Source organism: Mycobacterium sp. UM_Kg27 (genome assembly GCF_000972905.1).
GTDB lineage: Bacteria > Actinomycetota > Actinomycetes > Mycobacteriales > Mycobacteriaceae > Mycobacterium.
The window spans coordinates 17,597-29,576 of the sequence record NZ_JRMM01000010.1 but is presented as its reverse complement, the minus strand read 5'-3'; the positions used below and the strand labels follow the sequence as shown (position 1 = coordinate 29,576).

8 protein-coding genes and 1 tRNA gene are annotated in these 11,980 nt (G+C 68.6%); 6 read left to right on the top strand and 3 right to left on the bottom strand.

What is annotated here, in order from left to right:
• The first annotated feature begins 8 nt into the window (after positions 1-8).
• Both LI94_RS03075 and LI94_RS03070 read left to right on the top strand, forming a co-directional pair.
• On the top strand, positions 9-3,980 hold the full coding sequence (locus LI94_RS03075) for a Pls/PosA family non-ribosomal peptide synthetase (protein ID WP_046300261.1): 3,972 nt from the start codon (positions 9-11) through the stop codon (positions 3,978-3,980).
• A complete protein-coding gene (locus tag LI94_RS03070; protein ID WP_024441720.1) occupies positions 3,977-5,326 on the top strand; it encodes a M1 family metallopeptidase in 1,350 nt (449 codons plus the stop codon). The genes LI94_RS03075 and LI94_RS03070 overlap by 4 nt, the downstream gene beginning before the upstream one ends.
• Here the strand turns inward: LI94_RS03070 and LI94_RS03065 are convergent.
• A complete protein-coding gene (locus LI94_RS03065) occupies positions 5,232-6,554 on the bottom strand; it encodes a TQXA domain-containing protein (RefSeq protein ID WP_082105638.1) in 1,323 nt (440 codons plus the stop codon). The genes LI94_RS03070 and LI94_RS03065 overlap by 95 nt on opposite strands.
• A gap of 288 nt (positions 6,555-6,842) precedes the next feature.
• Between LI94_RS03065 and LI94_RS03060 the strand changes: the two genes are divergently transcribed.
• The 4 genes from LI94_RS03060 to epsC are packed head-to-tail and all read left to right on the top strand — an operon-like array spanning position 6,843 to position 10,971.
• Positions 6,843-7,766: a family 2A encapsulin nanocompartment shell protein gene (locus LI94_RS03060; RefSeq protein ID WP_024441722.1), complete on the top strand. Its 924-nt coding sequence runs from the start codon at positions 6,843-6,845 to the stop codon at positions 7,764-7,766.
• Positions 7,753-9,405, top strand: a complete 1,653-nt coding sequence (locus LI94_RS03055) for a family 2A encapsulin nanocompartment cargo protein cysteine desulfurase (protein ID WP_046300260.1) — start codon at positions 7,753-7,755, stop codon at positions 9,403-9,405. Before LI94_RS03060 ends, LI94_RS03055 begins: the two co-directional genes overlap by 14 nt.
• Positions 9,406-9,439: 34 nt before the next feature.
• Complete coding sequence (gene cysK / locus LI94_RS03050; protein ID WP_046300259.1) at positions 9,440-10,375, top strand: cysteine synthase A; 936 nt, start codon at positions 9,440-9,442, stop codon at positions 10,373-10,375.
• 8 nt (positions 10,376-10,383) lie between these two features.
• Positions 10,384-10,971 carry a serine O-acetyltransferase EpsC gene (epsC, locus tag LI94_RS03045; RefSeq protein ID WP_046300258.1) on the top strand — a complete coding sequence of 196 codons (588 nt, stop codon included), beginning with the start codon at positions 10,384-10,386 and terminating at the stop codon, positions 10,969-10,971.
• A gap of 8 nt (positions 10,972-10,979) precedes the next feature.
• Here the strand turns inward: epsC and LI94_RS03040 are convergent, their stop codons facing one another.
• Together LI94_RS03040 and LI94_RS03035 are read right to left on the bottom strand one after the other, a co-directional pair.
• Positions 10,980-11,783 (bottom strand): class I SAM-dependent methyltransferase, encoded by an 804-nt coding sequence (locus tag LI94_RS03040; RefSeq protein ID WP_046300257.1) that lies wholly within the window; start codon positions 11,781-11,783, stop codon positions 10,980-10,982.
• Positions 11,784-11,901: 118 nt separating this feature from the next.
• Positions 11,902-11,977 (bottom strand) — tRNA-Thr (locus LI94_RS03035).
• Positions 11,978-11,980 lie beyond the last annotated feature (3 nt).

Here is an 11,980-nt window from a genome sequence, read left to right as displayed (position 1 = left end):
AGCTGACAATGACGCGCTGCACTCCCCGACCGTGCTGGGTACGTTCTACAGTCGTGCCCTCACTGCAAGTCCCCGCGCAATATCTGCGCGGCTCCTCGGCGCCGCAGCCCCGCACCCTGATCGACATTCTGCAAGAGACCGCCGCCCGCTACCCCGACGCTCCCGCCATCGACGACGGCAATGTGGTGTTGACCTACGGGGAGCTGATCGAGGACATCACCGACAGTGTCGCCTGGCTGGCCGCCCGCGGTCTGGGCCGCGGCGATCGCATCGGCATTCGGATGCCGTCCGGCAATTACGCGCTGTACGTGGCGATCCTGTCCACGCTGGCCACCGGCGCGGCCTACGTGCCGGTGGATGCCGACGATCCGCCCGAGCGCGCCGAGCTGGTGTTCAACGAAGCTCAGGTGGCGGCGGTGATCACCGAACAGGGTTTGACCCGCGGCCCCGGCGCGTCACGCGGCTGGCGGGCCACGGCGCCGCAGACCAGCGACGACGCCTGGATCATCTTCACCTCGGGGTCCACCGGAACCCCGAAGGGCGTGGCGATCACGCACCGCAACGCGGCGGCCTTCGTCGACGCCGAAGCCCAGCTGTTCTTGCAGGACAACCCGATCGGGCCCGGCGACCGGGTGCTGGCGGGACTGTCGGTCGCGTTCGACGCGTCCTGCGAGGAGATGTGGCTGGCGTGGCGCTACGGCGCCTGTCTGGTGCCGGCGCCGCGGTCGCTGGTACGCAGCGGCATGGACCTGGGTCCGTGGCTGGTGTCGCGCGACGTGACCGTGGTGTCCACCGTGCCCACCCTGGCGGCACTGTGGCCGGCCGAGGCGCTGGAGGCGGTGCGGCTGCTGATCTTCGGCGGTGAGGCCTGCCCACCGGAGCTGGTAGCCCGGCTGGCGGTGGAGGGCCGCGAGGTATGGAACACCTACGGCCCCACCGAGACCACGGTGGTGGCGTGCGCGGCGCAGCTCGACGGCACCGGCCCGGTCCAGATCGGGTTGCCGCTGTTGGGCTGGGACCTGGCCGTGCTCGGGCCCGACGGGGCCCCGGTGGCCGCCGGCGAAGTCGGCGAGCTGGTGATCGGCGGTGTCGGCTTGGGCCGCTACCTGGACCCCGGCCGTGACGCCGAGAAGTACGCAGCACTGCCCGAGCTGGACTGGCCGCGGGCCTACCGCAGCGGTGATCTGGTGCGGCTGGATGCCGACGGGCTGGTGTTCTGCGGCCGGGCCGATGACCAGGTCAAGGTCGGCGGCCGGCGCATCGAGCTGGGTGAGGTGGACAGCGCCCTGGTGACGCTGCCCGGCGTCAGCGGCGGTGCGGCGGCGGTGCGGACCAGCGCCGCCGGGACCCCGCTGCTGGTCGGCTACCTGGCCAGCACCGATCCGGACTTCGACCTGGGTGCTGCACGCGCCGCACTGGGCCGGCGACTGCCCGCCGCGCTGGTTCCCCGGCTGGTGCTGGTCGACGAACTGCCCACTCGCACGTCGGGCAAGGTGGACCGCGATGCGCTGCCGTGGCCGGTGGGGCCGGAGCCGGGTGCCCTGCCCGGCGGAGGTCTCGGCGACGACCCGGACAGCACTCTGGGTTGGCTGGCCGGACTGTGGCGCGACGTGCTGGGCGCCCCGGTCGACGACGAACAGGCCGATTTCTTCGCGCTCGGCGGTGGATCGCTGCAAGCCGCTCAGCTGGTGGCCGCGGTGCGGCAGCGGTACCCGCAGACCACCGTCGCCCAGCTCTACGACCGCCCACGACTCGGCTCCCTGGCCGGGTTTCTCGACGACATGGGCCGCAGTGAGCCCGGGGCCGAGGCAGCCTCCCGCGCGGTCGAACCCACGCCCCGGCGGGCCCAGGCCGCGCAGGTGCTGCTGTCGGTGCCGCTGGCCACGCTGACCGGGCTGCAATGGGTGACGTGGCTGGCGCTGATCAACAACGTGATGGCGGTGATGCATCCGCTGCCCTTGCTGGCGCGACTCGACTGGTGGTGGGTGATCTCCGCTTTCGTACTGTTCGTGACACCGCTGGGCCGGATAGGTATCGCCGCGCTGGGGGCGCGTGCGCTGCTGTCCAATCTGGCGCCGGGAACGTACCGGCGCGGCGGCCCCGAGCACCTGCGGGTCTGGATCGCCGAACGGCTTGCCGCCGCCAGCGGCGCCGAGAATCTTTCCGGCGCACCGTGGCTGGTGTATTACGCGCGAGCGCTGGGTAACAAGATCGGCGAGGGCGTGGATCTGCACTCCGCCCCGCCGGTGACCGGGATGCTGACCCTGGGCCACCGGTGTTCCATCGAGCCGGAGGTGGACCTGACCGGGCATTGGATCGACGGCGATACGTTCCACGTCGGCCCTGTCACGGTTGGCAACGACGCCACGATCGGTGCCCGCACCACGCTGCTGCCCGGCGCCGTAATCGGCAAGGACGCCGATGTCGCGCCTGGGTCCGGGGTAGTCGGCGAGGTGAAGAAGGGCCAGTACTGGACCGGCTCGCCGGCGGTGAAATCCGGTAAGGCACACCACCCCTGGCCGGATCACCGGCCACCGCCGCGCCCGGTGTGGGCGGCGGTGTACGGGGTGACATCGATCCTGCTGGGCGGCTTGCCATTGGTGGCATTGGGTGTCGGGCTGTCGGTGGTGGGCTGGGCGGTGCGGGACTGCACCACGCTGATCGAAGCGATTCGGCCCGCGGCGCTGGCCACTGCGCCGGCCGCGCTGGTCGCGATGCTCAGCTACGCCGCTTTGACCATGGCCGGGGTGCGGCTGTTGTCGATCGGGCTGCGCGACGGCTACCACCCGGTGCGCAGCCGGGTGGGTTGGCAGCTGTGGGCCACCGAACGTCTGATGGACGCCGCGCGCGACTATCTCTTCCCGGTGTACGCGAGCCTGATCACGCCGTGGTGGCTGCGCTTGCTGGGGGCCAAGGTGGGTCACGGCACCGAGATCTCCACCGCGCTGGTGATCCCGAAGTTCACCACGATCGCCGACGGCGCCTTTCTCGCCGACGACACCATGGTGGCCTCCTACGAATTGGGCGGCGGCTGGATCCACGTCGCACCGGCCACCATCGGCAAGCGCGCATTTCTGGGCAATTCCGGGATCACTCAGCCGGGCAGGCGGGTCCCCGACAACTCCTTGGTGGCAGTGCTGTCGACGGCACCGCACAAGGCCAAGACCGGCTCGTCGTGGCTGGGCAGCCCGCCGGTACGCCTGCGGCGTAAAGCCGCCGACCTCGATGCCGAGCGCACTTTCGAACCCCCGCTGCGGCTGAAACTGATGCGCGCCGTCATGGAGACATTCCGGCTGGTCCCGGTCATCGTCACATTTGCGATCGGAACGGCGGTTTTGGGCGCCTTGCAGTGGGGGGCCACCACGTTCGGCTACGGCTGGACCGCGCTGGGTAGCGGCGTGACGCTGCTGGCCGCCGGTGCGGTGGCCGGCGGCAGCGCGGTGGTGGCGAAATGGCTTATCGTGGGCCGGATCCGGGCGTCACAGCGCCCGCTGTGGTCGTCGTTCGTGTGGCGCAACGAGGTCTCCGACGCGTTCGTCGAAACGGTGGCTGCCCCGTGGTTCGCCCGCGCCGCAACCGGTACCCCGGTGATGAACCTGTGGTTGCGGGCGCTCGGCGCCACCATCGGCCGCGGCGTGTGGTGCGAGACGTACTGGTTGCCCGAAGCCGACCTGGTGACGCTGGACACCGGCGCGACGGTGAACCGCGGCTGCGTGGTGCAGACCCACCTGTTCCACGACCGGATCATGCAGATGGACACGGTGACATTGGATGCAGGCGCCACGCTGGGCCCCAACTGCGTGGCGCTGCCCGCGGCCCGGCTGGGCGCCGGCGCCACCGTCGGGCCGGCCTCGCTGGTGATGCGCGGCGACGAGGTCCCGGCCGCGACGCGCTGGCAGGGCAATCCGATTGCGCCGTGGCCGGTGTCGGGCAAGAAGCGCGGGGCTTCGGCTGCCGCGCGTCAGGAGCCCGCGGCATGAGCAAACCCACGAAGATTTCGGCAAAGCCAGCCAAGGCCCCGGCGCCTGTTCTTGACCCCTATCTGCCCGACAGCGGCAACAGCGGTTACCGGGTCTCGCGCTACGAACTCGACCTGGAGTACAAGGTCAGCAGTAACCGGCTCTCGGGCACCGCGACCATCACCGCGGTCGCGCTGGACGCACTGCGCGAGGTCACCCTCGACCTTGCCGACACGCTGTCGGTGGCCAAGGTCTGGGTCAACGGTCGCCCACCCAGCCGGTTCGCGACCTCGGCAGCCAAGCTGCGGATCACCCTGGCCGCCACGGTACCGCCCGGCGCCGCACTGGTGATCGTCGTCCGGTATGCGGGATCACCGCGCCCCAGCGAAACGCTCTGGGGTGAAGTGGGTTTCGAGGAGTTGTCCGACGGAGCGCTGGTTTCCGGCCAGCCCAACGGCGCACCGTCATGGTTCCCCTGCGACGACCACCCCTACTCAAAAGCCAGCTACCGGATCCAGATCAGCACCGACAGCCCGTACTACGCGGTGGCTAACGGCGAACTGATATCGCGGCGTGCCCGGGCCACCCGCACCACCTGGACCTACGAGCAGCCCGAGCCGACCCCGACCTATCTGGTCACCCTGCAGATCGGCCGGTACGTGACCCGCCGGTTGCCGGGCTCGACGGTGGCGATCCGCGCGGTGCTGCCGGCCCGGCTGCAGGCCGAGTTCGAACAGGACTTCGCCGCGCAGGCACAGATGATGGAGCTGTTCGTGCGCCTTTTCGGGCCCTACCCGCTGGCAGCCGGCTACACCGTGCTGGTGACCGACGACAACCTAGAGATCCCCCTTGAAGCACAGGGGCTTTCGATCTTCGGCGCCAACCACTGCGACGGTACCGGGGGGTCCAACCGACTGATCGCCCACGAACTGGCCCACCAGTGGTTCGGCAACAGCGTCACCCTGCGACGCTGGAGCGATATCTGGCTGCATGAGGGGTTCGCGTGCTACGCCGAATGGCTGTGGTCGGAGCATTCCGGTGGGCCGAGCGCCGACCAGCTGGCGCGGCGTTATCACCGCCAGCTAGCGGGCCTGCCGCAGGATCTGCTGTTGGCCGATCCCGGGCCGGCCGACATGTTCGACGACCGGGTGTACAAGCGCGGCGCGATCACCCTGCATCAGTTGCGCGGCCGGCTCGGTGACGACGCCTTCTTCGCCCTGCTGCGGGACTGGACGTCGCGCTACCGCCACGGCAACGCCGGCACCGAAGACTTCACCGCGCTGGCCGCCGGATACGCGGGCGAACCGCTGCAGTCCTTGTGGCAGGCCTGGCTGTATTCCACTGCGGTGCCCCCGCTGACCAGCTGAGGTCGAAGTAGACGACCAGCGCGGCCGGAACCGCCAGCGCTACCGGGGTGAACATCTGCGAGTCCTGTTCTCCGGCAATGCCGGTGAGGACCCGGCCGCCGTAGCCGTCGTCGGTACCGGGAACCGTGACGCGTACCCGCGCCGACACCGCACCCGGGCGCGGGCGCAGGTAGAAAACGCTGCCCGGCTCCACCGGACCGGTCAACTCGTTGCCGTCGTCGTCCAGCAACACCGCACCCTCGGCGCTCAGGGCGGCAGAGTCGGCGACGGACAGGCGCAGCGGGCCCACCAGACCGTCGGCCACGGTGGCCGACGAGACGTTCAATCCGGGTGCGGTGGAGCGCGCCCGTGCCGCACCGGCCAGCAGATACCGGTAGAGGGCCACGATGCGGTCGGCGTTGCGATAGGTGCTGGTGCCGTTGAGCCAGAAGTCGACGTCGCCGAGCGTGGCCGACGGTCCGGTCCCAGCCACCGACAGGCGGTAGAACCGGTGGCCCCCGACGGTGGCACCCACGCCGAGCGCCTTGCGATGAGCGCCGGCGGCCGGGGCGGCCAGCCGCGACGAGGGCACCTCCCGCCAGCTACGGCCGTCGTCGGACTTGTGCAGGGTCACCGTCACCGGCTCCGAGGCGACCAGTTCCAGGGCGTAGCCGCCCAACTCGAGCGCCTCTTCGAACTCGACGGTCACCCCGTCGGCGTCGCGCAGCACCCGGACCGGCTCGGTGCGGGCGCGGGTGTCCAGCTCCAGACCGTTGGTGAGCCGCCAGATCGCGGCCTGGGTGGCGGCTATCGCCTCGTGCTCGGTGATGTTGCCGCGGCCCAGCTGGTGGCCGGCCGCACGCAGTCGACGGCTTAATTCGACGGTGGTCAACCGTGGGACCGAGTTGCGCAGGATCCAGTCGACTTGAACTTCGCGGGGGTCACGGGCACCGGAGCGCAGGTTCGGAACCGCCGACCAGGTATCGATCCGGTAGGCCGACGGCCGGGTCGGGGCGATGCCGTGAAAGTCCAGCGAATATGCCGCGATGCCGGGGTTCAGGCGAATCAGATCGGTGCGCGCGCTCGTTCCGTCGGTGAACACGATCCGGTCGACGGTGTGCGAATACGTGCCGCCGTGATAGCGGGTCATTCGGTCTATATCGGCGGCCGGGCGGGGTTGCACCCTGCGCCGGACGGTCACCGTGGGCTCGGTGTCGAGAAGGGGAAAAACGGAGGTTGAAACGGTCATGCCGAGTCGACTTTCTGGTCTGAAGCGCGCACGGCAGCATCTCGCCGAAGAAAGGGAGCGGGCTGCGACGCGGAGGAATCAGGGCGTCAGAGAATCAACAACAACAACACGCGGCGAGGCGGCACAAAGCGTGCGGCTGTGGCAGCGTGATGTTCGACATACACATACCCTACGACATGTACCGCAGCGGCGCGAACTGCGAGGGATTCAATTCGCCCTGAGCGCAACTGGTGGGCAAACCCGGACCATGGTCCATGATTGGCGCCGTCACTCATCAGGAGGAAAGCAATGACGTCCGCTCAGAACGAATCTCAGGCGCTCGGGGACCTCGCCGCACGGCAACTCGCGAATGCGACCAAGACCGTCCCGCAACTGGCCACCATCACCCCGCGCTGGCTGCTGCACCTGTTGAACTGGGTCCCCGTCGAAGCCGGTATCTACCGGGTCAACCGGGTGGTCAACCCCGGCCAGGTCGCCATTGCAGCCGAGCAGGGCGCCGGTTCGCAGGAGCCGCTGCCGCAGACGTTCGTGGACTACGAGACCAGCCCGCGGGAGTACACCCTGCGGTCGATCTCGACCCTGCTGGATGTGCACACCCGGGTCTCCGACCTGTACTCCAGCCCGCACGACCAGGTCGCACAACAGCTGCGACTCACCATCGAAACCATCAAGGAACGCCAGGAGTACGAGCTGGTCAACAACCCGGAGTACGGCCTGTTGGCGCAGGTCACACCGGAGCAGACCATCTCCACGCTGACCGGCCCGCCCACCCCCGACGACCTGGACTCGCTGATCACCAAGGTGTGGAAGACCCCCGGGTTCTTCCTGACCCACCCGCTGGGGGTGGCCGCCTTCGGCCGCGAAGCCACCCGCCGCGGGGTCCCGCCGGTAGTGGTGAACCTGTTCGGCGCCCAGTTCATCACCTGGCGCGGCATCCCGATCGTGCCGAGCGACAAGGTGCCGGTAGAGGATTCCAAGACCAAGATCCTGCTGGTGCGCACCGGGGAGGAACGCCAGGGTGTCGTCGGGCTGTTCCAGCCCGGCCTGGTCGGCGAGCAGGCCCCGGGCCTGTCGGTCCGGTTCACCGGCATCAACCGGTCGGCGATCGCGTCTTACCTGGTCACGCTGTACAACTCGCTGGCCGTGCTCACCGATGATGCGCTCGCCGTGCTCGACGACGTCTCGGTGGACCGTTTCCATGAGTACAAGTGATCCCGGGCCGGTAACCCCACCGGTCAGCGCCGCTGAGCTGGAGGTACTGGCCAACCAGCTGTATGCCGCCCGGCCCGGTCCGGACTCGCCGCCGCAGACCACCGCGGTGGCACCGCGCGGCGGCGTGCCCGACCCGTCCGGGCTGCTGCCGCCGGGGCTGGCCGACCTGTCGGCGTTCGCCGTGCCGAGCGGCATCGTGCCGACCGTGCCCGGGGTGCTGGCCGGCTCGCCGGCCGGGGCTGTCCCGGTTGCGCCACGTGGGTCGGCTCCCGGCTGGCCCGGGGGCGTGCCGGTGGTTCCGCAGCTGGATTGGCATGACACCGCCGCGCCGGCCGCGGGTGGCGACGAGGCGAACTACGCCTTCTTGTCGCATCGGGTGCCGGCAGCCCAACCGGCTCCGACGGTGCCGGACTCGCACGAAGTCTTCGACGTCAACGCGGTGCGCGCTGACTTCCCGATCCTGCGTGAGACGGTCAACGGCAAACCGTTGATCTGGTTCGACAACGCCGCCACCACGCAGAAGCCGCAGGCCGTGATCGACCGGCTGTCGTACTTCTACGCCCACGAGAACTCCAACATCCACCGGGCGGCTCACGAACTGGCCGCCCGCGCCACCGATGCCTACGAGGACGCCCGTGACACGGTGCGGCGGTTTCTGGGGGCGCCGCGCAGCGAGGACATCGTCTTTGTGCGCGGCACCACCGAGGCGATCAATCTGGTGGCTTACGCCTGGGGCGGCAAGAACCTGCGCCCCGGCGATGAGATCGTCATCACTCACCTGGAGCACCACGCCAATATCGTTCCGTGGCAAATGATCTCGAAGAAGACCGGGGCGATTCTGAAGGTGGCCCCGGTGGACGAGGCGGGCAACCTGCTGCTGGGCGAATTCGAGGATCTGCTGGGCCCGCGGACCAAACTGGTTGCCGCCACCCATGTCTCCAACGCGCTGGGCACCGTCACCCCGGTGCACGACATCGTCGAGCTCGGGCACCGCTACGGCGCTCGGGTGCTGATCGACGGGGCACAGTCGGTCCCGCATATCCCGATCGACGTGCAATCGCTGGGCGCGGACTTCTTCGTGTTCTCCGGGCACAAGATCTTCGGTCCCACCGGTATCGGAGTGCTCTACGGCACCGCCGAGGCGCTGGCCGAGACGCCGCCGTGGCAGGGTGGAGGCAACATGATCGCCGACGTCACCCTGGAACGCTCCATTTACCAAGATCCGCCGAACAAGTTTGAGGCGGGCACTGGCAACATCGCCGACGCGGTCGGTCTGGGTGAGGCCCTGCGCTATGTGGAACGGGTGGGCATCGAGCGCATCGCCGCCTACGAGCACGCCCTGCTGGAGTACGCCACGCCACGCCTGGCCGATATTCCCGGGGTGCGGCTCGTCGGCACAGCCGACGAGAAGGCCAGTGTGTTGTCGTTCGTGCTGGCCGGCCACGAGCCGTTGGAAGTGGGCAAGGCGCTCAATGCCGAGGGCATCGCGGTGCGTGCCGGGCATCACTGTGCGCAGCCGATCCTGCGCCGCTACGGCCTGGAAGCCACCGTGCGACCGTCGTTCGCGTTCTACAACACTTTCGAAGAGATCGACGTCTTCACCCAGGCCGTACGGCGCATTGCTGAAGGGAGCGCATAGCACCTATGGCGGCCTTGGTAGGAAAGGGCATTTGATGGGCAGGATCTACGACAACGTCACCGAGCTGATCGGCCACACACCGCTGGTGCGGCTCAACCGGCTGACCGAGGGACTGGGCGCTCAAGTGGCGGCCAAACTCGAGTTCTACAACCCGGCCAACAGCGTCAAGGACCGCATCGGCGTTGCGATCATCGATGCCGCGGAGAAGTCCGGCCAGCTGCGCCCCGGGGGCACCATCGTCGAGGCCACCAGCGGCAACACCGGCATCGCCCTGGCGATGGTCGGTGCCGCTCGTGGCTACAAGGTGATCCTGACCATGCCGGACACCATGTCCACCGAGCGCCGGGTGATGCTGCGCGCCTACGGCGCGGAGATCGTGCTGACGCCCGGCTCCGAGGGCATGGCCGGCGCGGTGGCCAGGGCCAAGCAGATCGTTGCCGACACCCACAACGCCCTGTCCGCAGACCAGTTCGCCAACCCGGCCAACCCCGCCATCCACGAACGGACGACCGGCGAAGAGATCTGGAAGGACACCGACGGCGCGGTCGACATCTTCGTCGCCGGCATCGGTACCGGCGGCACGCTGACCGGCGTCTCGCACACCCTGCGGGCCCGCAAGCCCGAGGTCCAGATCGTCGGCGTGGAGCCCAAGGACTCCGCGATCCTGCACGGCGCCGACCCCGGTCCGCACAAGATCCAGGGCCTGGGCGCCAACTTCGTCCCCGAGGTACTCGACCGCGACTGTTACGACGAGATCATCGACGCGCAATTCGACGACGCCATCCGGGTTGCTCGCGCGCTGGGCACCGAGGAAGGGATCCTCGGCGGAATCTCGGCCGGCGCCAACGTGTGGGCCGCCCTCGAGCTGGCCAAGCGCCCCGAGAACGCCGGGAAGCTGATCGTGGTGGTGGTCCCCGACTTCGGCGAGCGCTACATCTCCACGCCGCTGTTCGAGCACATTCGGGAATGATCACACCTATGAGTGGTGTGTTGGCGCGGCTGCGCGAGGACCTGCGCAACGCGCGCGAGCATGACCCGGCCGCGCGCGGGGACTTCGAGAACGCGCTGGTCTATTCGGGTCTGCATGCGATCTGGTCGTATCGAATCGCGCATCGGCTGTGGGCCAGGCCGGCACTGCGCGGGGTGGCCCGCCTGCTGGCTCAGGCCACCCGATTCGCCACCGGCATCGAGATTCACCCGGGCGCGACCATCGGGCGGCGGTTCTTCATCGACCACGGCATGGGCGTGGTGATCGGCGAGACCACCGAGATCGGCGATGACGTCATGGTCTATCACGGCGTCACCCTCGGCGGACGTTCGCTGAGTCACGGCAAGCGCCACCCGACCATCGGTAACGGTGTCACGGTGGGCGCCGGCGCGAAGGTCCTCGGTCCTATCACCGTCGGAGACGGCAGTGCGATCGGCGCCAATGCCGTTGTCACCCAGGATGTCCCGGAGGATTGCATCGCCACCGGAATCCCGGCTGCGGTGCGCCATCGCACCGAGAAACAGCGGGAGCCGCTGGTGGACCCGACCAGTTACATCGACCCGGCGATGTACATCTAAAGCCACGTTCAGGGCAGCGGTTCCGCGGCGATCACGTAGTCGTGACCGTGCCGCAGGCCACCTTCGCGCGCGAGGACGATCAGCGCTCGAAGCCGTAGCTCTTCGACATACTGGAGCATCGAGCTGCCGAGCGCCGCGGAGCCGAAGCGTTGCAGTCGCCTGCGGCACATATCAAGCTGGCGGTTGACATGATTGGGTCCGTATCGAATCGGGAAGCGTCGATTCTCCACGATTCCGAACCCGGCCCGCTCGAGGTGCCGCAGCATCCATTCGAGGGGATATTCGCGGTAGGGCCGTTCACCGGCCAGCAGTAGACACGCGTCGCGGACCCGGCCGATTTCCCAAATGATGCGGCCACTTTCGGTCTTGGGCTGGTACTGAACGTAGGGTTCCAGCCCGATGACATAGAGCCGGCCGTTGTCGGCGACCAGGGGGCGCAATCTTGCGAACACCTGGTCCTGCCAGTACGGGGCAAAGCCCTCGATCGCGCCGACGAGATAGTCGACCAGCACGGTGTCGAAGGTTTCGCCGGCGAGCAGGCTGTCATCAATCCAGTTGCCGACCAACAGCTGGTCTTGTGGCCGGATTCCGTCGCCCAGCGCGGCACGTGTCGCCTCGGCCATGCCAGGCGCCGCGGTGATCGCCGTCCACCGGTCGGTCGGCAGCGCCTGGATCCATTGCAGGGACTTCACTCCGGCGCCGGAATCCAGCATGGCGCCCCACTCTCGGTCGGCGTGCAGGGTCTCCACGTAGCGAAAGAGTGACGAGACTTCGGGTTTGGCGTTGCTGGACAACGGGATTGCTCGTTTCATCGGCGCGGTCTGGCGCGCATCGGCAACGACCGTTGGGCCGGTGCGGTGCGCGGCTCTCAGGCTAGCGCGCAGCGCCGGTTATTGACAATCATTGTCAATAACGTGAGGGTCGAGCTGGTGGAGCCACCTAGGAGAATCGAACTCCTGACCTATTCATTACGAGTGAATTGCTCTACCGACTGAGCTAAGGTGGCGCG

Coding starts and splice junctions, on each gene's coding strand:
- LI94_RS03075 (WP_046300261.1), top strand. CDS start 9: ATGACGCGCTGCACTCCCCGACCGTGCTGGGTACGTTCTACAGTCGTG.
- LI94_RS03070 (WP_024441720.1), top strand. CDS start 3,977: ATGAGCAAACCCACGAAGATTTCGGCAAAGCCAGCCAAGGCCCCGGCG.
- LI94_RS03065 (WP_082105638.1), bottom strand. CDS start 6,554: ATGACCGTTTCAACCTCCGTTTTTCCCCTTCTCGACACCGAGCCCACG.
- LI94_RS03060 (WP_024441722.1), top strand. CDS start 6,843: ATGACGTCCGCTCAGAACGAATCTCAGGCGCTCGGGGACCTCGCCGCA.
- LI94_RS03055 (WP_046300260.1), top strand. CDS start 7,753: ATGAGTACAAGTGATCCCGGGCCGGTAACCCCACCGGTCAGCGCCGCT.
- cysK (WP_046300259.1), top strand. CDS start 9,440: ATGGGCAGGATCTACGACAACGTCACCGAGCTGATCGGCCACACACCG.
- epsC (WP_046300258.1), top strand. CDS start 10,384: ATGAGTGGTGTGTTGGCGCGGCTGCGCGAGGACCTGCGCAACGCGCGC.
- LI94_RS03040 (WP_046300257.1), bottom strand. CDS start 11,783: ATGAAACGAGCAATCCCGTTGTCCAGCAACGCCAAACCCGAAGTCTCG.